Annotated in this window: 16 protein-coding genes; 4 read left to right on the forward strand and 12 right to left on the reverse strand. The window is 39.2% G+C overall.

The window, feature by feature from the left end:
- Window positions 1-28 precede the first annotated feature (28 nt).
- From HMPREF9455_RS01345 to HMPREF9455_RS01390, 10 genes are all read right to left on the reverse strand, one after another.
- A complete protein-coding gene (locus tag HMPREF9455_RS01345) occupies window positions 29-853 on the reverse strand; it encodes an ROK family protein (protein ID WP_006797765.1) in 825 nt (274 codons plus the stop codon).
- On the reverse strand, window positions 850-2,469 hold the full coding sequence (locus HMPREF9455_RS01350) for an MGH1-like glycoside hydrolase domain-containing protein (RefSeq protein WP_006797766.1): 1,620 nt from the start codon (window positions 2,467-2,469) through the stop codon (window positions 850-852). Before HMPREF9455_RS01350 ends, HMPREF9455_RS01345 begins: the two co-directional genes overlap by 4 nt.
- An 8-nt stretch (window positions 2,470-2,477) precedes the next feature.
- Window positions 2,478-3,935: a metallophosphoesterase gene (locus tag HMPREF9455_RS01355; protein ID WP_006797767.1), complete on the reverse strand. Its 1,458-nt coding sequence runs from the start codon at window positions 3,933-3,935 to the stop codon at window positions 2,478-2,480.
- Between the two features lie 33 nt (window positions 3,936-3,968).
- Window positions 3,969-5,933 (reverse strand): alkaline phosphatase, encoded by a 1,965-nt coding sequence (locus tag HMPREF9455_RS01360; protein WP_006797768.1) that lies wholly within the window; start codon window positions 5,931-5,933, stop codon window positions 3,969-3,971.
- Window positions 5,934-5,954: 21 nt separating this feature from the next.
- The gene (locus HMPREF9455_RS01365) at window positions 5,955-6,812 is read right to left on the reverse strand and encodes an endonuclease/exonuclease/phosphatase family protein (RefSeq protein ID WP_006797769.1); all 858 of its coding nucleotides are present in this window, start codon (window positions 6,810-6,812) and stop codon (window positions 5,955-5,957) included.
- Between the two features lie 14 nt (window positions 6,813-6,826).
- The gene (locus HMPREF9455_RS01370) at window positions 6,827-9,754 is read right to left on the reverse strand and encodes a GH92 family glycosyl hydrolase (RefSeq protein ID WP_006797771.1); all 2,928 of its coding nucleotides are present in this window, start codon (window positions 9,752-9,754) and stop codon (window positions 6,827-6,829) included.
- Between the two features lie 100 nt (window positions 9,755-9,854).
- Entirely contained in the window at window positions 9,855-11,462 is a 1,608-nt protein-coding gene (locus HMPREF9455_RS01375) for a RagB/SusD family nutrient uptake outer membrane protein (RefSeq protein WP_006797772.1), read from the reverse strand.
- Window positions 11,463-11,482: 20 nt separating this feature from the next.
- Complete coding sequence (locus HMPREF9455_RS01380; RefSeq protein WP_169312433.1) at window positions 11,483-14,896, reverse strand: TonB-dependent receptor; 3,414 nt, start codon at window positions 14,894-14,896, stop codon at window positions 11,483-11,485.
- A 186-nt stretch (window positions 14,897-15,082) separates the two neighbouring features.
- Complete coding sequence (locus tag HMPREF9455_RS01385) at window positions 15,083-16,099, reverse strand: FecR family protein (RefSeq protein ID WP_006797774.1); 1,017 nt, start codon at window positions 16,097-16,099, stop codon at window positions 15,083-15,085.
- 77 nt (window positions 16,100-16,176) lie between these two features.
- A complete protein-coding gene (locus HMPREF9455_RS01390; protein ID WP_006797775.1) occupies window positions 16,177-16,767 on the reverse strand; it encodes an RNA polymerase sigma factor in 591 nt (196 codons plus the stop codon).
- A gap of 961 nt (window positions 16,768-17,728) precedes the next feature.
- Between HMPREF9455_RS01390 and HMPREF9455_RS01395 the strand changes: the two genes are divergently transcribed.
- The 4 genes from HMPREF9455_RS01395 (at window position 17,729) to HMPREF9455_RS01410 (ending at window position 19,796) form a co-directional block, all read left to right on the forward strand.
- The gene (locus HMPREF9455_RS01395; RefSeq protein ID WP_044215314.1) at window positions 17,729-18,163 is read left to right on the forward strand and encodes a MarR family winged helix-turn-helix transcriptional regulator; all 435 of its coding nucleotides are present in this window, start codon (window positions 17,729-17,731) and stop codon (window positions 18,161-18,163) included.
- Window positions 18,164-18,189: 26 nt separating this feature from the next.
- Window positions 18,190-18,825 carry an NAD(P)H-dependent oxidoreductase gene (locus HMPREF9455_RS01400; protein ID WP_006797778.1) on the forward strand — a complete coding sequence of 212 codons (636 nt, stop codon included), beginning with the start codon at window positions 18,190-18,192 and terminating at the stop codon, window positions 18,823-18,825.
- Window positions 18,826-18,895: 70 nt separating this feature from the next.
- Window positions 18,896-19,399, forward strand: a complete 504-nt coding sequence (gene tpx, locus HMPREF9455_RS01405) for a thiol peroxidase (RefSeq protein WP_006797779.1) — start codon at window positions 18,896-18,898, stop codon at window positions 19,397-19,399.
- Between the two features lie 169 nt (window positions 19,400-19,568).
- Window positions 19,569-19,796 carry a hypothetical protein gene (locus HMPREF9455_RS01410; protein WP_044215315.1) on the forward strand — a complete coding sequence of 76 codons (228 nt, stop codon included), beginning with the start codon at window positions 19,569-19,571 and terminating at the stop codon, window positions 19,794-19,796.
- 212 nt (window positions 19,797-20,008) lie between these two features.
- On the opposite strand, the gene HMPREF9455_RS01415 is transcribed toward HMPREF9455_RS01410, so the two are convergent.
- Window positions 20,009-21,220, reverse strand: coding sequence for an ROK family transcriptional regulator (locus HMPREF9455_RS01415; protein ID WP_006797780.1), 1,212 nt, complete (start codon window positions 21,218-21,220; stop codon window positions 20,009-20,011).
- A gap of 964 nt (window positions 21,221-22,184) precedes the next feature.
- A partial coding sequence (locus HMPREF9455_RS21610) for a hypothetical protein (protein ID WP_006797781.1) occupies window positions 22,185-22,423 on the reverse strand: 239 nt, incomplete at its 5' end.

Below are 22,423 nucleotides of genomic sequence, written 5' to 3' on the forward strand. Positions count from 1 at the left end.
TCTGTGCCAAAGGCCGTTTATCATCAAACTAGTATAAGACAGAAGCTCCTAATATGCTAATATCCTCCTTTTTTGATATTCTGATTTCTACCTTTTTTACAGTTTCAGGGTAAGGAAACGTATTTAATGTTTCTATCATTGCAGGGGCAAAGAATTTATAAGCATTGGATATGCTGCCACCCATAATTATAACAGAGGGATCGTATGCAAAAAGGATCACTTTCATCAGGTTACCAATGTGGTGTCCGGCTTCTTTCCATATCATTAAGGCTTCGTCATCTCCTTCAGATGCTTTATCAAAAGCCTCTTTTCCGGTAATTCCGTGCTCCCTCACAAAATAAGAACTGCTGCAATAGGACTCATAATCATACTCCAGATAAGGCAGGCACCCGATTTCTCCGGCACCGGTATTATCTCCGTTATATAATTTACCATCGATAATTATTCCCGCGCCTACTCCTGTGCCTAAAGCAACCGCGACAAGGTTGTTGAAGCCATTACCTTCTCCGTAATAATGTTCGCCGAGAGCAAAACAGTTGCAATCGTTATTTACAGAAACCGGGATTTTGAATTCTTCTTCCAGGATATCTTTCAGATGTACTTCTTTCCACGAAGGTATATTCGCCACATTGTAGACGATACCTCTTTCAGCATCGACTACCGATGGAACACCTATACCTATGCTTTCTATATCCTGATTTATTAATTGACGTATCATTCCTTTTAGCTGGTCGATGACCGCTTCTTCCGGTTTGTTAGCCTTGCATGGTTCGGTTACCCTGTTGATTATTTTACCGTTCGATACAATGCCCATCCGGACATTTGTGCCTCCTAAATCTATACCTATTTTCATAGAGTCTGCTTACCTTCTTTTATACTTACTTTCTTACTCTTATCTTTTCCCCAGTATAATGTCAGTTCGAAAGGAACGTTCGTCTCTATTGTTACTGATGGCGTATCTTCCTGCGAATTGCGTTTGTTTACTTTCAGGGTAACAAGCCCGTCGGGGCCGAAAGGATAACGTTCTATTCCGTGTGCTTCTGTCTGGGTGATATCCCATATAAGCGAACGATTGGCATAGTCGGAACGTATGCCCAGAATATATTCGATAAATATGGCAATAGGGGGCAAACCCGTCCAGCCCACAAAATCTTTACGGGCCATAAATCCGGGCTCGGCAGCCTCCGGAGCATAATATTCCCAGAATGTGCCGGTGTTTTTATATACTTCGAATACATTATTATAATGGTTTTTCGCTATTTCTTTAGCCTGTCCGGTATATCCTTTTTTATCAAGTCCGGTAATAACCATATAATTTGTTCCCGGCCATACGCCTCCTTGCCAGTAGCGTCCTTTAGGATTGTATTTCGGGTTGTCAGCCGAAAGGGACGGTACTCTGTGCGGGCGGTTGAATGTTTTAGTATTTTCCAGTTCAGTAACCATTCTATCCAGTTGTGTTTTATCCAGAACATCGGTATGTAAAGACCAGAATGCACCGATTCCCTTAGTCGTATTCAAACTGCCGTCTGCGTACTGGTCATATAAATAGCCGGTTTTTTCGTCCCACAGATTGTCGTGAACGTACTTTGTGAGTACTTTTATCTCATCTTCAAATTCTTCAATCTCTTGCCAGCGTTCGAGATAGAATCCTATTTCGAGCAGGATATTTGCCATCAGTATTTGTTGCAGGCATGCATCCAGCCATACCATATGTCCGTGACTGTATATCATACTGTATTGTGGCTGTACGCGTGGCATATTGTCCATGCCGGTGCCCCAGCCGCTCGACCAATATGTACCGTTAGGCCATGTGCGGTTTAGTTTCAGCCATTTATAATAGGCGCAAAGAGCCGGGAAAATCTTGTTGAGACGTTCATTATCCCCGTATTGTTTGTAATACAATATCTCGCTCCACGGAAGCAGATTCGGACCTGTACTTACCGGATCGTATCGTTCGAAGCAGTCGGCTCCATCTGCTTTTATTTCACGGCAGATAAATCCGTCGGGGTGCTGTTTGGCGTAAAAATTATCCAATGTGTGTTGGAACGGGAAGAAGCGGTATCCATAGCGGGCAAACATCATCATAAAGGATGAATCCCACATGAAAATATTTCCGTTATACGCGGTATCCAGATAACTGGATACAAAACCGGAACCTTTCTGTGGCTGACGGATATTGCTGATAGCTATCTGCCAGGCTTTCCAATACATCTCCAATTCTTTTTCATGGCCTGTCCAGATAGGATTGGGTAATATGTTCTTAGCCTCTTCAAAACTTTTAGGGGCAATTTCCTCCGGCTTGGCTATGCGGTACTCATTTTCTGTGACCAGGGCCTCTTTCACATAAGTATTCTTATATGGCAGGTTATACTTCTGCGGGGTTTCGCCTGTTTCCTGTGAATAGATGTGAAAAGTCCCGAATAACAGGCTTGAAGCAATAATTGAAATACTTAATATCTTTTTTCTCATATTCTAATTTATTCAGCAATAAATAATATATTATCGGGGAGTATGTCTTCTCTGATATTGCGGCTCGAATACCCGACTTCGAGCATCTCACCCATATAATCTTCGAAATAAAGTACAGTCAGTTCATGGAATCCTTTATCGAGAGCGACTTTCCCATCTGCCCGCCTCATGCTGTGGGAACCGTCATTGTCAACGACCAATTGCCCATCTATAAGCAGCTTTGATCCATCATCGGAATAGGTATAGAAGCGGTAGACACTTTTTTCCGGTATTTTGATCCATGTTTTGAAAACAAATGCCATAGAATCCTGTGCAGTTGCCGGATCAATAGATATGTTTTTCAATATTCCATTCCTAACGGGCTTTGCCTGTGCTATCTCGCCCGTACTTTTGAATCGTTTTCCTTCATAATAAGAGTATGACACCCCCTGCTGTTTTACTTTAATGCTCTTAGCGGCGAGGTAAACCATAGATTCTTCATCAACAGAAGATAAACCCGACGGGTAATAATATTTAAATTCTGTCCCCTTTCTGGTTCTTATCCATGTATCGAACTGGGACTTTCCTTCATACATGAGTATAATACGTGAGCCCCGTTCTAATTTTCCGTATGCGTCTACTCCCGAAGTACGGCCGAATGCCAGGGCAATTCCCTGATCAATGCCTATATAATCATTATCATGATCATGCCCCACAAATATTCCCATCACATCTTTTTTCTCTATCATGGAGCACAACATACCGGAATTGATTTCGGGTGATGCTATCCCTTCCTCTTTGTTTCCGATTGTATTTTCGTTGCCGACAATATTGTTGAATTCAAGAATGGGAATATGGAAGAAGGCTAATGCAGGTAGCGGAGTATTATTATTGCGGACGGTAAATTTATCACTGGTATTACGGTACCACTCTATCTGATCGAAATGTATCCAGTCATAATGCCCGTATTTATGTGCCGATGGTTTATTATTTGTATCGATACAATATAGTAGAGCTGCCGTTCTTGCTTCTTTAGAGCTGTTTACTGATAATGCATAATTTCCGCAGCCTGTTATTTGAGGCCCTTTTTCTCCTACAAAATAAGGCAGATTTTCTATAATATCGAAGATTTCATTACGGGAGACACCGGTTTCGGCATCATGATTTCCCAGGGTTACAGCCCACGGAATCTGTGCTTCTTCGAATATTTTGGCTATTGCCAGCCATCCTTCCCGAGCCGGTGCATCGGTAACGACATCACCCGTAAGCATGACTAAATCCGGCTTTTCTGTAGCTAATACATGTTTGATTACATCAATAGTTTTAACGCAATTAGGTGATTTATTACTCCAATGAATATCTGTGAATTGGGCAATTTTAAATTGTCCATTATCCCTGAATTGTAGCTGTATATTTTTTTTGGGTACGGCTTTAAGTGTGCCAAAACAGGATAAAGCAGCTATTATAAAGAATAGGTATTTCTTCATAGAAAGTATTTTTTAGAATTTATAATAGCTTTTTTACAAGCCTAATAAGGTTTTTATCTTATGGAATATCTGTGTGTTTTTATATACACCTCCGAATTTATCAGCACCCGGACCGTATGCATATACCGGCAGCATGATAGGAGTGTGGTCGTCTGTCATATACCGGGCGGTTATATGCCCTTTATCGAGTTCTCCGTCTACGAGGGTCAATCCTCCGGTTTCGTGGTCGCCAGTTATAATAATAAGAGTTTGCCCGTTGCTGTCCGCAAATTTCAGGGCTTCGGCGACAGCCATATCAAAACTAAGTGTTTCCAATATCGAACCCGGCAGAGAATTTGCGTGACCTGCATAATCAATCTTTGCTCCTTCCACCATAAGAAAAAATCCTTTATCACTAGCTCCTGATAATTTCTTTATAGCTTCTTTTGTAGCATGAGCAAGCAGAGTAAGAGTTTCTTCTGTCGCGGCTTTTTCCATCCGTTCGTCTATGCATACGACTTTATCATTGGCTGTATTTATTTCATCAATGGATGTTGTCACCCGATATTTACCTTTTAGTTCTTCAGCCAGATTCCGTCCGTCTTTTCTTTTTGTAAATACCTCCATTCCACTACCATTCAGTAAAGTGAGTTTTCCATCCAGTAGCCAGTTTGTAATTTCGTCAGAATTATCACGTTCTACAGAATGCCCGTAGAAGGCCGCAGGAGTGGCATCGGCAACATTGCCGAGTGTAACCACACCACATGCATATCCTTCGGGGAAAAGAACATCAGTCATGGATGGATAAGGGGTACCGTCGTCTGCTGTACTGATGTGCCGGTTGCTATTTGACTGGCCTGTGGCAAGTGCACTGCCTGCCGCAGCGGAGTCTGTTGTATATGCATCTTTCGAACTGGTTTTCTGAAGACCTATATGTTTAAGCAAAAGCATGGAAAGTCCACGGTTTACCGTTTCGGCAGCACATACCTGTGACAGCCCCATGCCATCGCCAATAAGCATGATTACATTCTTGATCGGTTTATCAGCCCCGTCGTTCAGATAAGAAGGCTGATAAATATCGACGCCTTTGGTCAATTGCAGCCTTTTATTATTGAAACCCTGAAATCCAACAGTTGTTTTATCCAATCTTTTGGCACGGGCTACATCATCGGATACTTCCGCACTATTTCCCGCGATGTGATAATTCTTGTTGTCGAAGTGATAAAAGTAATCGGTACATGCTTCTACCCGGTCGGTATTAATATAGTCTACACCTATATTGTGAAATGTATTCCAAGCTGTAACTCCGTCCGGTGTTCCCCAAAAACGAATAGGTTTATCCAGTGCATGAACAGCTTCTATCGCCTTTGTCACCTTGTTATATTCATCTCTGATCATAGTTCCCTTTCCATTCCACTGCGAATAATCTTTGAATGGAAGGCTTATCATGGCTATGCGTTTCAGTTGCCCGGAAGTATAGTCAAGTCCATTTCCGTCGAAAGATATAAAAGAAGGATATTTGGTAAAATCAGCCGGGGCTGGTCGGTCGCCCGATATGACTACACGTACGGCATAAGGATTTGCAGCCGGATCAAATACTTCAGGGTAGGCCTTCAATTTTTTTACGAGTATATCCAAAGTCGGATTTGCTGGTGTTTTCAGATCGATAAGTAATATGAAAGTCTTATCCGAATTTTCCCATGCCTTCCCGTTATTTTTCTTATACAGGGCTACGATCGGCTTAATATACGATTCGTCCAGGGTAGGAGCTATGGCCAGATCCTCTTTATTGTGGGCTACCAGCAACTCATCCTTTCTGTTCGTAGCATATATATCTGCCTCTATAGATGCTACTTGCTGGGCATAAGCCTGATAAAAAGGCACTCGTTGTTCATAATCGTTATGTGAGTGAATCAGTATTTGTTGTTGAGCAAATGTAATAGACGGACATACGATTAGCAATCCTGCAATTAAAAATAGTCGTAATGCAGAAAAACTTCTGTTCAAAATGTAAGTCATAAAATTTTGATTATAACAAGTTTATTCAATTTCTATCTGTGCTGTTATGGCAGAATGGTCGGAAATGAATTTACTATCCAACTCTTCGGGTATAACAGTGTGTTTTAATACTTTGGTATCTGGTTTTACGAAAATATAATCTATAAACTCGCGTTTTTCGAGAGGTACTTGTCCGAAACCGTGAAATGTCCAGTTCGTTCCACTTTTTACAACGGCTATATCTTTGGTATGCATCAGATAGTTCGGATTTGCCGGATCTGTAACATGCTTGATAACATCTGAATCAGGGGTTGCATTAAAATCTCCCGTCAATATTACAGGCAGACCTTTACTTAACTCTCCTATACGTTGAAGGAGTAAAGTCACACCTTCCTGCCGGGCCATTTTTCCTACATGGTCAAGGTGAGTGTTAATAAAGAATATTTGTTTTTTACTGCTGATTTCTTCCAATACAATCCATGTGGCAACGCGTTCACATGCCCCATCCCATCCTTTAGAACCGATAACTTCAGGTGTTTCACTTAGCCAGAAATGTCCGGATTTAATTTCTTTAAATCTATCTTTTTTGTACAGTATGGCACAATATTCACCTTTTTCTATCCCATCTATACGGCCAATCCCGATAGCATTGTATTCAGGCAGAGAGGCTTTCAGATCGTTCAATTGATTGACCAATACTTCCTGTGCACCAACGATATCTGCATTCTGGGCTTTGATGGTTTGTGCTGCAATATCTTTTCTGTATTGCCAACTGTTGAGGCTATCGCCCGGATTATCGTAACGAATATTGAAGCTCATTACATTCAAATCAAGCGGTTTACTTCTTGTACAGGATACTAATAATGATACTACAGCAAATAAATAGAATAATCTTTTCATGTCAGTAAGGTTTATTATTTTATAAATAGATTCGATTCCGGGATATTTTCAAATTCTGAGGCGTTCGTCTTTTTCCAGCCCCAGCTCAGGTGTTCACCTTCATAGTCCTCAAAATACAATAGTTTATACGAATGATAACCTTTTTTCAGAGCAATACGTCCTGTGGCTGTTATGGCAGCGTGTGACCCGTCGTTATCAACAATTTTAAGATTGTCGATGTACAAGACACTGCCATCATCGGACTTGGTCATAAATTCATATATACCATCTTCTCCTACAAAGATAATACCACTAAATATAAAAGCAAAATGATCAGCTAGTTTTGCTCCATTAATTGTTGGTTCGGGTAGAATACCTTTGTCGGCTGGGTTAGAACCCTCTATCTGATTTACCGAATTATAATACCCTTCATAGTAACTGTAATTTGTACCTCTTTCCTTACCTTGTGCTATGACAGGTTCTCTGAAGACTGCCTTTTTAGCCTCAATTGTAAATGTTTTGCTTGGAATATAGCCGTCTTTAAATGCTTTTGCTTTTATGATTGTCGATCCGGATATTTTTATTGGTATGGAATATACAGTAGATGATTTGTCCGGTTCTTTTCCATCGAGTGTATAGTAAACTTTTGCATCCATAGTTGTAGTGGCCAGATCTACATCAATGTTATTAACGAATAAATCAAGGTCTTTGGTCGTAAAAGGAATGGAAACAGTTTTGTCTGTCGTCATGGAATATGGATAAGCAGATTCGGCAACACCTCTGTTCAGATTCGGTACAGAAGACAGGTTAAAAATCAAATCGCCTCCTTCCATCAAATCCTTATAAGTAATATAGTTAGAAAGTATTTCCCTATTGTTTAAAGTAATCTTATCTATATAGAGATTTTTTTCCGGTTGATTAGCTCTGATTGTCAATGTTTTTCCATTAGCCAGCTTTATACAGGCTTCATCAAACAGCGGTGTTGTCAACGAGAATTCATTTGCTCCCGGACATACAGGATAAATGCCAAGGCTACTCAGTATATACCATGCCGACATTTGGCCGCAATCTTCGTTCCCGCTGATACCCTCCGGCGTTGGCTGATACATTTCGGATAAGATGCGACGGGTCATAGACTGTGTCTTCCATGGCTGGCTTACATAATTGTATAGATAAGCCATATGATGGCTGGGTTCATTACCATGGGCATATTGTCCGATAAGGCCTGTTATATCCGACATGTGTCCATCCACTTTCGATTCGGTGATAAATAAACTGTCCAATTGTGATACAAAACAGTTTCGGCCGCCAAATAATTGAATGAGTCCGTTTATATCGTGTGGTACAAAAAAACGATATTGCCATGCTGTGGCTTCTGTATATGCTCTTCCGGGCTCGAAAGCATTAAAAGGATAGTCCCAGTTTCCATCCATACGTTTTCCCCGGAAAAATTTTGAATGCCCGTCAAATACATGAATATAAGACAATGCCCGTTCGCTGTACTTCTCAAAATCTTCGGTTTTACCCAGTTCTTTCGCCATCTGGGCTATACACCAGTCGTCGTAGGCGTATTCGAGCAAGCAGGATACTGATTCTCTTTTAATGTTGGAGGGTATAAACCCGTATTTAATGTAATAGTCAGAGCCTTTTTTATTATTATCAGAAGAAATTTTCATGGCTTCATACGCTTTGTCTATATCGAAGCCCCTTATCCCTTTCATATATGCATCTGCAATCACGGATACTGAATGGTAACCGATCATGGTTTCGGTTTCCCCTGCCGATAATGGCCAGATGGGTAATTCTCCTGATATATCATACATTTTCAGATATGAATTGATCATATCGTTTACCAGAGTTGTGTCGGTAAGTGTGATAAGAGGATTCCATGCTCGGAATGTATCCCATATAGAAAATGTTGAATAATATTTGCGCCCCGCCGGTATTGTATCTGTTGCCATATCGTGCCGGCGAAATTGTCCGTTTACATCATTCATAATGTTGGGGACAACTTTCGTATGGTACATCGCGGTATAGAAGTTCTTAAGATCATGTTCATTACCTCCTTTTACTGTAATATCAGAGAGAGCTTTACCCCAGAGATTACGGGCCTGTTTGTGTACTGAGTCGAAATCAAATCCTGTTACATCATAATCCAGGTTCAGCCGTGCATTCTCTTCGCTTACAACTGAAAAGGCAACTTTTGCAACAACAGGTTTTCCTGTAGATACTCCGAATTTCAGTACAGCTTGTTGATTATTATTTTTTGCCGTATCGCCGTCTTTCAGAATCTTACCGTCATTGATAAAATCGACTGACTGAAAGTCTTTGGAAAACTGTGCAACGAAAAATACATACTGATTTGTTACCCATCCTTGTGTACGGCGCATTCCTGTTATCTCATTACTTGCAGTTTGCTTTATAATGAGAGAGTCTATTGTTTCTTCGGCTAACAGGTGGGCCATGTCTATGATAATTGTTTCATTTTTGCCTTTGGCGAATGTATAGCGGTGTACCCCTGTATATGTAGTAGCTGTCATTTCAGCCTTGATGCCTTCTTGGTTAAAGTCCACGGAATAATATCCGGGAGATGCTTTTTCGTTTGTATGTGAAAAAGCCAACGGTTCGAAAATATAACCTTTTTGAACCTGTATTATATCTCTGGTTGTAGGATGAAAAAGTATGTCACCCAGATCGGCACAACCTGTACCGCTAAGATGTGTATGCGAAAACCCGATAATGGTGGAATCACTATAGTGGTAACCTGAACATGCGTCCCAGTCTCCGGTTCGGGTATCCGGGCTTAATTGTACCGCTCCATATGGTACAGTGGCTCCGGGATAGGTATGTCCGTGAAATCCCGTTCCTATAAAAGTATCAACATAATCGACCGGGCTTTTCAGGATAGGAGAGCAAGCTGTTAATAATCCGATAATAGATAGAAAGAATAATTGTTTTTTCATATAGGATATTGCATTAACTGCAAATTTTAATAATAATGGGCATTAAGCAAGTAATGCCCATTATCTCATAGTTGATTACTTTAGTGTCAGTGCCTTGTATTTAATCCATCGGATTTTGTTTTAACTTCCCGTTGGCTTTTACCACTTCGTCCGGATTGTATGGGAATACAATATCGGTAGAAGGATTGAACGTTCTAGCGCTCCATACTTCTATGACTGTATACGGGGAATCAGGTTTGCTTCTATCGGCATGTTTCCGTCCTCGTTTTGGCGCATTTAGCTTGTCCCATTCCTTCCAACGTTTCAGGTCCATAAAGCGGTCTGTAAATTCTCCTGCCAGTTCACAGCGGCGCTCATGCTTGAGGTCGGCTAATGTGGCATCTGTATATACATCTCCCAGGCCAGCCCGCCTTGTCAACCTGTTTAATTCTTTAGCCGCATCAGTACCTTTACCTTGCATGATCAAGGCTTCGGCTTTGAATAATACCATTTCGGCATGTCGTATGATAGGGAGATCCAGATCAGTAGTTGGACGGTCGCCGTTAGTGGATACAGTAGATGCTTCACCCGAACCTTTACTGTTTACTGCCCCGTATGAAAAAGGCTCCATATATTTAGCCAGCATAAAGCCACATTCGAGATCTGCTGTGGAATAAAATTTTCTTTTTTCACCGAAAAGGGTAAATTCGTCATTGTATTCCAGTATTGTAACACCTCTTCTCTTATCGTTAGGTGCAAATTCTTCATACAGGCCAAGTGTCGGTTTGAAATAACCCCAGCCGTTGTAACGTCCCCAGGCCTTGTTTTCAAGAACAACACCCGGAAATATAGAGCCTGCATAATTGTACCCTGATGAATTTACAGACCAGATATATTCAGAAGACCAGTTATTCGCTATTTTAAATACGTCCCCATAATTACCTAACAACGCTCTCTTTCCTTCTGTTTCTATTTTATCAACCAACGGCGGTATCAAAGCCCATTTCGATTCATCGTACTGTGCCCAGTATGCATATGTCTTAACCATAAGCGCCCAAGCCGCTGCTTTATGTGCACGACCTTTGTCGGTGTCATTATATGTTTCGAAGAAAGGAAGTAGTCCGGCAGCACTTTCCAGGTCTTTGACAATGAGGTCATAGTTTTCCATTACAGTTGCCCGTTGAACAGGAATAGAGTAGATAAATTCCTCATAAGTTTTGTAAGAAGTATCCTCATATTTGTCGAACGGCACACCCTGATCGGCACGTCCGTGGCGGTATGCGATATAGAAATGACAGAATGCCCGCATAAAATATGCCTCACCTAACCTAATCTTTTCAACATCTGTCAGGTTATCTTTTCGTACCAGATTGAATACAACCCAGTTGGCACGGGAAAGATACTGTGTAAATGTTTCCCAGTTTTCTCTCAGTGAGGATTCACGTCCGGTAAAGGTAAAGTTGGCCAGATTATTCTGGTCGGTACCTCTATTTCTACCGTAAATCATATCATCACCACCTCCGGCTTGCTCCCAAAACAGGTTGCGTCCGAACGTTTCTTCGCGGTTTAGTATCCAGTAACATGCATCGATTGCATTCGTTGCATCTTTCTCATTTTTGAAAAAGTTACCCACACTTGGTTCTCTTTCTGCTGTGACATCCAGGAAGTCGCTACAAGAGAGAAATCCTACCGATAAGAATAGTATTATTAAAGATTTATAGAATTTCATATATTCAAATTTTTAGGATGTTAATAAGTTAATTTTACACCTACGGAGAATACACGGGGAACAGGATATTTACCTCCGTCCAGACCTTTTCCTCCTACTTCCGGATTCGTACCCGAATAGTTAGTGAATGTATGTATATTGTCTACACTGGCAGATACTGAAAGTGAACTTTTTCTTTCATCAAGCCGTGGAGAAATACTGCGGAATATTTTGTCGAAATTATAAGATACCGTAATGTTTTTTATCCGCATGTAAGATGCATCCTCAATATAGAAATCCGAGATGTTAGAGAAGTTACCATTGTCGTCAGATGATGTTAATCTTGGAACTTCATTGCTGTTAGGCCATGCTTTTAATATATCGGTAGATCTGTTGAAGTTTACCATCGATTCGTTGAGTGTAACATATTTCATGGCATTGAAAGCTTTCAAACCACCTACTCCTTGCAACATAATGCTGGCACTAAGATTTTTCCACGTAAGTCCGGCTGTGAGGGCATATGTGATTTTAGGTGTATAGCTGCCAACATACTCTCTGTCATCATCATTGATAACTCCATCGCCATTTGTGTCTACAAATTTTATATCTCCTGCTTTAGCCTTAGCTTGCATGCGTTTTCCTTCTTTGTTGACATAGGCTTCTGCTTCTGCATCCGACTGGAACAGGCCATCTGTTTTATATACCCAGAATGAGTAAAGAGGGTCGTTCTCCCGTGTGCGGAACGGATTCAGGCCGCGGAATTCATCATCTTCTATCCATACCGGTTTTTTACCCGTTTGCGGATCTGCCGGGCCTATATCCGATACCCAGTTTTTCAATGTTGCAAAATTGGCATTGATGTAATAATTTACATCGCCTACCTTGTCATTCCATCCTGCGGAAAATTCCCAGCCTCTGTTTTTTACTTCTCCCTGATTGATGTACATCGGTTCAGGTCCGATATATGAAGGCCATCCTGTATCTTGTCGTTTTATTAGGTCTTTAGTTGTTTTATTGAAGAAGTCGACAGACAGGTTAAGCCTGTTTTTCAATAATTCCAGATCGATACCGAAGTCTAACTGCTCCGAAGTTTCCCATGTCAAATATCTGTTGAAGGCTTCTCCGTTGTATACCATAGATGGAACCAGCGGTGTGTTGGAGCCTACTTGTCCACCCACGTCGTTAGAACTTTCAACTACAAATGTAGGGTCGCCATAGTGGAAGGGTACGGAACCGATATTGCCGATACGTCCCCAACTTGCACGTAATTTTATCAGGTTGAAGATGTCCGATTTAGGCATATATGGTTCGGAGGTTAGTTTCCATGCAGCTGTAACAGCGGGGAAATCTCCATGTTTTTTGTCTTTAGGCAGACGTCCGGCGTTGTCGCGACGTAGAGATGCTGTTGCAAAATAGCGGTCGTTGAAACTGTAAGATGCACGTCCTACAACAGAAACATTGTTATCAGGTTCGGTATATGCATCACCTACAAATACTTTCTGGCTGTCGCCCCAGTTCAAATACTGGAATGCTGTAGTTTCATTATTGAAGCCTTGTGCACTCACATTAAAATCTCTGCGTCGTTGTTGGTTAGCAGTGGTAGAAAGCATGGCTCCGATATTATGTCCGCCCACGGATTTGCTGTAATTTAATGTATTTTCTACTTCCCATCTGTAATAACGATAGGTTTCATAATCCAGACGATTGGTCATATTCGGTTTACCAGGCTCTGGTCTCATCGGATTGAAATTTTTATAGAAATAATTGGTGAGGCGATAAGTCAGGCGTCCGGTATACTTTAGTCCGGGAATGAAGATATCGTCTATATCAAGGAAGGTCGATGAGGATATTGTAGTCGGCCTGCTGTAAGTATTGTTCGATTCCAAGGTACGCAGAGGGTTAACAACATCTCCGTGAATATCAGCGAAGTTACTTCCATATTGGTCAATATATGCCGGATCTTTAGGTGCTGTGCCTCCAAATGTTCCGTCTGAATAATATGCTTCGGCATTGCGGGGCATCATCAGTGCCGAGAGAATAACACCTGTGTATCCGCTATCGGTATTGGTTCCCCTGCTTCTTAGATTTTCCCAATAAAAGTCTTCTCTTATCTTAATTTTGTTACTGATTTTGAAGAACGCATTATAACGCATTGTAATATTCTTGTTATATGTATTCAGCAACACTCCCTGATCATCGTTATATTGCAATGATAATCTGTTAGCAAAATCCTCTGTACCACCGCTTATAACGAAGCTGTGTCTTTGAGATAGCGAATTTCTGAATATTTCATCTATCCAATCGGTGCGGGTTTGGGCTATATATGGGTTTTTTACAGGATCCCATCCGTCCGGCAGACTGTTTCCTGTTGCTGCCAGGGCTTGTTTTCGCACTTCTCTCTGTTGCTCGATGGTCAGAGATTGAGGTAAGTTGGTAGCCTGACTGACACTGTATGTGCCTTCATAAGATATTCTGGGCCTTCCGGCTACAGCTTGCTTGGTTGTAACGAGGATAACCCCTGCCGAACCGGAATAGGCACCATAAATAGCAGCTGATGCTGCATCTTTCAATACTACCATCGATTCTATATCGTTAAAGTTTACCGGCGCTCCCGGAACGCCATCTACTACCCATAGCGGGGATTCCCCCGACCGCGATCCTTTACCACGGATAACAACACTTGACGCCACAGTAGGGTCACCTCCGTTCTTGGACACAGTAACACCCGGAATTTGACCTTGTAGTAAATCCTCTGCTTTTGATACAGGACGGTTCTTAAGCTGGTCTATGTTTTCCAGCGTACCTATAGATGCGGACAGGTCAGCTTTACGTGCAGCCATACCGAAGCCTAGTATAACTACTTCGTCCAACACCTTGGTGTCTTCTTTTAATACGATATTCACAGAAGTCTGATTGGTGATCCGGATTGTCTGTGTTACAAAACCGACATACCTTATTTCTATAGTTGCGTTTTCCGGTACATTGATGCTGAACTTACCCTCCAGGTCTGTCGTAGTACCATTTGTGGTTCCTTTAACCAATATGCTCACTCCGGGTAATTCGAGACCAGCTTCGTCTTTAATAACACCGGTCAGCCTTTTGGTATTGCCATCTTGTTGGGCTGTGTTTGAGAATTGTGCTGTTAAGCTTTTGTCAGACAATACAATTTGCTTGTTGTCTTTTATGTGATAAGTGATATTTGTATTTGAAAAAAGCTTGTCTAATGTATTTTCTATAGAAGAATTAGAAACTTGTATATTTACATTATTATTCAACTCGGATAATTCGTTGTTGTAAAAGAAGCTGTATCCTTCGGCTTTCTCTATTTGCTGGATAACCTGCCGGATTTTTTGGTTCTTGACATTTAAAGTGATTTGAGCGGAAATTGTTCCGCTGAAAAATAGCATTAAATAAATTAAGGTAATGCGAAGTGCAAATTTTTTGAATCTTTTCATGTGTTTTTGTGTTTGAAATCTGCATAATGTATAAACTTCAGGCATTCAAATCTGGCCACAATATACCTTCCTGATTTCTATTCCTGATATCAGATTTAAGGTGTAAGGGTTGTGTTTTGAATGTGTTTTGGTGTCCGGATTTATTCCGAACGTTTCTTTCTAGGTTTTTTTCATAATCAATTAAATTTAAAGTTTCTCGACTTTTTTACTCTCGCTTATTTCCACTGTATTGTTGTATATCTTGTATTGTATCGGAGCAGTCAGGCTTATTATTTCAAAGACATTCCCCAGGCTGTTATTCTTTATTACTCCGGAGAATCTGTAATGTTTAGCAGATTCTGATGTAAATACAATATCAATGTTATATATACGGGATAATATCGTACCAATTTCTTCCAGCGACTCACCATAGAATGCCAATTCATTATTTCTCCATATCGCTACATTTGCAACATCATATGTATCAGTCATAGTGAATGCCTTGTTTTCCTTATTATAAGTCAGGCGTTCATTCGGGTTGAGGAGCATATCTTTTTTGTTGTCACTAACTTTTAGCTTACCCTCCACTAGTGTTACAGTAACCGTTTTATCTGTTTGGTATGATTTTATATTAAAGCTTGTACCCAATGCTTCTACATCTATATTGTTGGCTGTAACTATGAATCTTTTTTCCTTATCTTTAGCTACTTCGAAATACGCCTCGCCTTCTAAAATGATTCTCCTGTCGTTGGTATTATATGCATTATCATATTTGATTCTGGAATCAGAGTTCAGCCAAACTGATGTGCCATCAGGCAATATCAGATTTGCTTTTTGTCCTTTATCTACCGATACTATAAACTCTTTCATAGAGTATAAACTCATACGGGTTATATAGTACGATCCCAGTCCAATGATTATTAATGAACAAGCTATAGCTGCATAACGCCTGATAAGAAGCCATTTGTTTTTCTTATTCGGTTTTGCAGATGAAGATAAAAGCTCAGATTCATTAATTCTCGTTTGTATTTCTTCAAACATTCGTATCTGAATATCTTCGTCCAGATCATCTGAAATATTTTCCCATTGTTTTAAATAGGTTGAAAATATCTCATCTTTTGTTTCCGGTGATTTAAACCATTCCAGTAAAATCTGCTCTTCTTCGACAGAGGTTTTACCCTTCATGAAAGAATCTAATAATTCTATGTAATTTCTTTTTTCCATCTATTCAATTTTATATATCTGTATCCGTCCCCAATCCCTTACAGGTGGAATAAATAAATGCTTTATTTTAACATTAATTAAATATTTTGGGCTAAAAATAATAATGCAAGGAGGGTGAATTGTCCTTTCATCTTTTCTTTGAGAAACAGTAATGAACGGTAGATTTGGGTTTCTACCGTTTTCTCGGAAATAGCTAATTTCGATGCTATTTCTTTATTCGTCAATCCATCTTTGCGGCTAAGAATGAAGATTTCTTTGCGGGAAGGGGGGAGTTGGTCTATAATGTTATTTATATATGATTCGAAAAAGGCCGCATCGAGTTTCTCTTCAGTTTCATGGTCTGTATCATTCTTGCTTGTTTGAGATACTGCCAGGAACTTACTCATTTGTAATAAACGTTCGGTTTCTTTATAAACCAGGTTGCGGGCTATTGTGTACAGATATGATACAAAACCTTTATCGGGATCTATTTCTTTGTGCAATTCCCATATTTTGAGGAAGCACGTTTGAGTTATATCTTCCGCAAGGGACTTGTCATATAAGATTGAGTATACGAAATTGTATATTTTAGGATTATATTTCCAATATAGCAGTTCAAAAGCGGCTTTTTGTCCATCTTTCAGTCGAAGGAGTGTTGTTTTATCTATATCGTTTTTAGGACTACTCATTGGCCTCTTGATAATATAATGCAATGTTAGTGATTTTTAAGATACGAGCATTAAATTTGAATAAAAAAGGTTTTTCTGATTTTATATTTTAAGATAAATTCGGGCTGTATATGGCTTCTATACTTGATTATAGGATGGTTTGTAATAATTTGTCAATTTTACACTTAGTTTTAACTAAATTGTTCTTGTTTATGTTGCAAATGCTGTTTATTTTTGTGTCGAGTATACCTTGGATTTTCATAAATAATATAGAAAGCCCTTTTACATCTTTCCAACGTGGAATAATGACAGTGAAGACAAGATTTTAGACAAACTATTTGTAAGTACATGGAAATGTCCGGCGATTATCTTGCCGGACATATGTTTTACAGTGAGAATGATATTTTTGATGTTGAATTATACAATGTGTGAAGCCCTGGGTGGCCCGTTATTAGCCGATAGGTTCTCATCGCCTATTTTCTCAAACAAGCTGATGAAGTGTGGAGACAATATATAATATTGAGCTATTAACAGTTGATGTGTATCTGTATGAAACCACTACCATGGGCTTCGTCACATTGTTTTATTTTTTTTTGGTAATATTCTTCTTTAGAAGGTATTTGTTAGATTTATTTATAAAAAGATTAAATTTTGTAAAGATGGATTTATTCAGTTGTTTATTAAAGAGGTCACACTTATCAATATCTTTAAAAAGCCGAATAAATCTAAGGTCTACTAATGTTAATAATTATAATTTATATTTCTTCTTGCGTCTTTAATGCCAAACAAAATAAGTAATTATTTTTGATTTGGCAAAGAATGCTCTCGAATAATCGCATCTATTGCGTTTAAAAGATTCTATATTTATCTTATAGGAGTGCTGATTCCGATAATTTACTTCCGTTTATTATCTTTTAACATTAGAAATGATATTTTTGATTTTGCAATATTTAATTTTGCAAAATATAATTGTGTGATGTATATGTCAGAGGATTTGAAATTAAATAATCAGTTATGTTTTCCAATATACGCTTTATCCAGGCAGATAACAGCGCTCTATCGTCCTTATCTGGAAGAATTAGGACTTACTTATCCTCAATACCTTGTATTAATGGTGTTGTGGGAGCGGGGTTCGGCAACCGTAAAGCAATTGGGTGAACTTTTGTGGCTCGATAGTGGTACGCTTACACCACTGCTGAAGCGCATGGAAGCAAATAAGCTTCTTCACAGAGAACGTTCGACAGAAGATGAGAGGATCGTAGATATAATAATCACCGATAAGGGGAAAGAGTTAGAGAAACGCGCCGAGTTGATTCCTCCTGCAATGAAAAAACAATTAAAACTCACTGATGAGCAGCTTGTTCAGCTTCGGACTCAGTTGAATAAGATTTTATTGATAACGTGTAGTGAAAAATAAGTAGTATTTTTAACATAATAACAACAATGAGTTTATTAGATACATTTAAATGGCGTTATGCCACAAAGAAGTTTGATCCTACTAAGAAGGTAGATCAGAAACTTGTGAACGAAATCGTCGAAGCTGCCTGGCTCGCACCCACATCTTCAGGTTTGCAGCCTTTCCAGGTAATAGAGATAACCAATCAGGAACTGAAAGAGAAAATAGTCCCTATTGCATATAACCAGCAACAGGTTGCCGACGCTTCTCATGTACTAGTTTTTGCAGCTTGGGATAATTACACATCTCAGCGTATAGATAATATATATAAACATACCACAGAGGGGAGAGGGCAAGAACCTGGTCGTTATAACGATTACACGGACAGACTGAAGAAAGCATATCTGAATCGTCCGTCTGAAGTAAACTTCGAGCATGCAGCCCGCCAATCTTATATAGCTTTTGGCTTTGCTATTGCAATGGCCGCAGAGTTGAATGTAGATTCAACTCCTATGGAGGGATTTGATAATGATGCATTGGATAACCTTCTTGGACTGAAAGAGTTGGGGCTCAGGAGTGTAACGGTGCTGCCGTTAGGTTATCGTGACGAAGCAAATGACTGGTTGGTGAGCATGAAGAAGGTGCGTCATCCGAAAAATGAATTTCTTATTGAACTAAAATAACAACTTTGAGGTTTATATTATAGTAACACCTCGGAGATCAGAATACTAACTTATATAAATAAAAAAAATTATGGCAACAGTTACATTTAAAAATGACATCACAGTAAATACCAGCGGGCAGTTACCAACAGTAGGTTCAGCTGCTCCGGAATTTGCACTTGTAAAGAACGACCTTTCAGAAGTGTCGTTGAAAGACCTTAAAGGTAAAACAGTAATACTAAATATCTTCCCAAGTCTTGATACGGGTACATGCGCTGCATCGGTTCGCAGATTCAATAAAGAAGCGGCTGCGCTTCCTAATACTGTAATTCTTGCGGTTTCGGCTGACCTTCCGTTTGCTGCAGGTCGTTTTTGTTCAGCAGAAGGTATTGACAATGTTGTTCCGGCTTCTGTTTTCAGAAATGCGTCTTTTGCAAAAGATTATGGCGTGTTGATGCTTGATGGTCCGTTGAAAGGCTTGTTGGCCAGATCGGTTGTTGTCATCGATGCTAATGGCAAAGTTGTATATACGGAACTGGTTCCTGAAATAACAAACGAACCGAATTATCAACCGGCTTTAGCTGCTGCTAAATAATAATTAAAACCTGATAATATGACAGGGCTTTTATCATGACGATAAAAGCCCTGTTCTGTTAATTTTCAGGATGAATACTAAGAATTAGATTGTATCTATATAATGAGGATTAAAATAAGACTATCTTTGTCTTCAGAATATAGGTTTGTAGCCTTAAAAACAGATTGAAGTGAAGAGATTATTTCGCATAATATATAGTAAGCAGTTTGTGATCGGTGTTGGTATTATAGGTTTTGCCTTGCTTTTAAACCGTTATTCCCTTTTGTTTGACTTTTTCTTTGGGCTGCTTTTATCGGCAGGAACAATGCTTGTATTGGCCGGATTGTTATCAAAATTCCGGGTGATGGATAAATTAAGAGTAATTAAAGGGAAGTATCTGAGCCGGTTTGCCCGATAAATTATGAAAAAACCCCCGAAATATAACGGAGGTTTCTGAATATTAGCCAAAGTTTGTTTAGAGTCAGAAAATCTGATTATTAATCAGGACTTTACAAGTCTATTGTTGATAGTTTGAGGCACAAGATATAAAACTTTCTTAATATCTGCAATATAATAAGATAATTTATACATTTTTAAGTGGTTAGGCGCGAAGGTTCTTTTTGGATAGAGTTAATATATTTCAAATAGTCGTGTCCTGGCCAATAAACAGGCGCCTATCACCCCTGCCTTATCCTTCAATTTTGATATTGCAATCGTCGAATCTTTATTTACCAAATTAAGTGAATATTTGCGGATCGCTGTTTTTACGGGTTGCATAATATAGTCCTCGGTCATAGATACTGTTCCCCCTATAATGACCATTTCGGGATTAAAGACATTGATAAGCCCGGCAATCTGTTCCCCGAGTTTTTGTCCGATCTCTTCCACCAAATCTATGCAAAGCACGTCTTCTTTATTAACGGCGGCGATAATTTCATCTAGTGTCACAGGTTCATCTTTCAATATTTTTTTCGATAATAAAGAGGAGGCACCATCATGAACCAGTTCGAATAGACGCCGGTGCATCGCCAGTCCAGAGGCTTCGGTTTCCAGGCAACCTTTTTTTCCACAATGGCACAATATCTCATTATCATATATTTTCATGTGGCCAAACTCTCCTGCAAATCCCGATTTTCCGGTGTACACTTTTCCGTCTATAATGATTCCTATGGCCAGTCCCCAGCTTATATTTACGAATATGATATTCTTTTCACTGTTTACACAACCCGACAAATATTCCCCATAGGTCATGGCCCGGGTATCATTGTCGATAGTAACCTTGTAGCCGTTCAGTTTTTCACTGAGAATCTCAGCCAATGGCCGTTCTTCAAAATAGAAAATGCTGTAGCTGTATCCCGATTCAGGATTTACCCTCCCTGATATATTCACATTTACATTTAGTATTTTATTCTTATCTACAGTCTGCTTATCTATGAATGCAAGGATCAATTCGCACAATTTGTTCATTGCCTCTGGAGTATTCTGCATCTGGTAAGGGATGCCCATTGTCAGATCTACCATGTCCCCCTTGAAATTAATCAGCCCTATATTTATAGCAGACTGTTTCATATCGACACCTATGAAATAACCGGATTCCGGATTTAGACCGTATAGATTAGGGTATCGCCCCCCTGTGGTTTCCAGTTTGCCATAATCGTTTATATATCCGTCTTCACACATCTCACTGATAAACTTAGTCACAGTAGGTATGCTTAAATCCAGTTCTTTCGATAGCTCGGTAATGGTCGAACTTCCGTTTTGGATATAATAATTAATAATATTCTTCTTGATCAAAGCACTTTTTGTACCCCGCTCAATTTCCTGAAGCAGCTGTATATTCATGTTTCCTGATTTATTGATATTCCCCGTTCAAATTTTATTTAAACGTTAATACAAATATAAATAAAAAATATTATTAAATATCCTCAATCTCCTGTTTGTTATTAAAAAGGTGTATGGGTTTAGTAAATATTTATGCGTTTAAATTTTCTATTAGTAAATCAAAAGGTCTTTTGTCGTATATAGTAGTCGTTTTGATATTATTCCTCCAACTGAAACAATGTTTACGTTCATTAACTATATATAGTTAAAAAGTAACAAAGGTAACACATATTTCAGCTTTTAGCCGATAGCTTATGTACAAAACCTGACAAACCTGACGACTTTTCACACAATTTTTATTGTCACTTTTTCTTCTAAAAACTCCGTACTCCTCCCTTTACTCCGTGTTTAAAAATAAAAGGTAACAACCTACGGCCTAGAGCAAACGCACGAAATCGAGGATTTTAGCTATTGATCTCATTTACATTTATTAACTGTATATGGTTAAAACCTGACACTTCTGACAACTTTTTTACTATTTTTATCCTGCCATTTTTTATTTCATTAACTATATATAGTTAAAAGGTAACAAAGGTAACACGGAAAGTAATTAATAATGAAGAATGAAAAATTAATAATTAGCTTGTCAGTCATCAGTGAACAACTTGTATCTCGTGTCTTGTTTACTCGTATCTCATATAACTTTCAACTTAGTACTTACTACTTAAAACTTACTACTTGTTAAAAGGTAACAAAGGTTACACCATTTCACTCATTTGCTAATATGCTAATATACAAATCTGCTAATTAATTCTTTCAAAGAACTCTTTTTCTTGTAAACCAGTAAACTGATAACTAGTATACTTCAAAATACATAGATAAACTTTCGGAGCAAAAACACATATTTCGCGCGTTTGCCCTGCCAACGGTCAGGAGCGGAGCGTATGTAAAAGTAACACCTTTTCCACTACTTTTTATCTGTCTTTTATTCTTCATGTAAATCCCCTCTAAAGAACGATCTAAGGGGCTGCCAATATTTCAAAGAACTCTTCTTTATTATGCTTGCTGCGATAATCATTGTATAGATAAAATAAATAATAATGCGAATCAGTAGTTGGATTTTAATGTTCAATTTTTTTAACGTGCCTGCCAGCTTGTATTTGGCTCCGCCGATTTCCGCTTCGCTCCAATTCATTTTGCCTTGATGCAAAACGAAACAAAAAA

It is taken from the genome of Dysgonomonas gadei ATCC BAA-286, assembly GCF_000213555.1.
In the GTDB taxonomy this organism is placed as follows: Bacteria; Bacteroidota; Bacteroidia; order Bacteroidales; family Dysgonomonadaceae; genus Dysgonomonas; species Dysgonomonas gadei.

Excerpts from the sequence above, each read along its gene's own strand:
- HMPREF9455_RS01370 (WP_006797771.1), bottom strand. The coding sequence starts at position 9,754 with ATGAAAAAACAATTATTCTTTCTATCTATTATCGGATTATTAACAGCT.
- HMPREF9455_RS01360 (WP_006797768.1), bottom strand. The coding sequence starts at position 5,933 with ATGACTTACATTTTGAACAGAAGTTTTTCTGCATTACGACTATTTTTA.
- tpx (WP_006797779.1), top strand. The coding sequence starts at position 18,896 with ATGGCAACAGTTACATTTAAAAATGACATCACAGTAAATACCAGCGGG.
- HMPREF9455_RS01355 (WP_006797767.1), bottom strand. The coding sequence starts at position 3,935 with ATGAAGAAATACCTATTCTTTATAATAGCTGCTTTATCCTGTTTTGGC.
- HMPREF9455_RS01365 (WP_006797769.1), bottom strand. The coding sequence starts at position 6,812 with ATGAAAAGATTATTCTATTTATTTGCTGTAGTATCATTATTAGTATCC.
- HMPREF9455_RS01395 (WP_044215314.1), top strand. The coding sequence starts at position 17,729 with ATGTCAGAGGATTTGAAATTAAATAATCAGTTATGTTTTCCAATATAC.
- HMPREF9455_RS01415 (WP_006797780.1), bottom strand. The coding sequence starts at position 21,220 with ATGAATATACAGCTGCTTCAGGAAATTGAGCGGGGTACAAAAAGTGCT.
- HMPREF9455_RS01400 (WP_006797778.1), top strand. The coding sequence starts at position 18,190 with ATGAGTTTATTAGATACATTTAAATGGCGTTATGCCACAAAGAAGTTT.
- HMPREF9455_RS01390 (WP_006797775.1), bottom strand. The coding sequence starts at position 16,767 with ATGAGTAGTCCTAAAAACGATATAGATAAAACAACACTCCTTCGACTG.
- HMPREF9455_RS01375 (WP_006797772.1), bottom strand. The coding sequence starts at position 11,462 with ATGAAATTCTATAAATCTTTAATAATACTATTCTTATCGGTAGGATTT.
- HMPREF9455_RS01380 (WP_169312433.1), bottom strand. The coding sequence starts at position 14,896 with ATGAAAAGATTCAAAAAATTTGCACTTCGCATTACCTTAATTTATTTA.
- HMPREF9455_RS01385 (WP_006797774.1), bottom strand. The coding sequence starts at position 16,099 with ATGGAAAAAAGAAATTACATAGAATTATTAGATTCTTTCATGAAGGGT.
- HMPREF9455_RS01350 (WP_006797766.1), bottom strand. The coding sequence starts at position 2,469 with ATGAGAAAAAAGATATTAAGTATTTCAATTATTGCTTCAAGCCTGTTA.
- HMPREF9455_RS01345 (WP_006797765.1), bottom strand. The coding sequence starts at position 853 with ATGAAAATAGGTATAGATTTAGGAGGCACAAATGTCCGGATGGGCATT.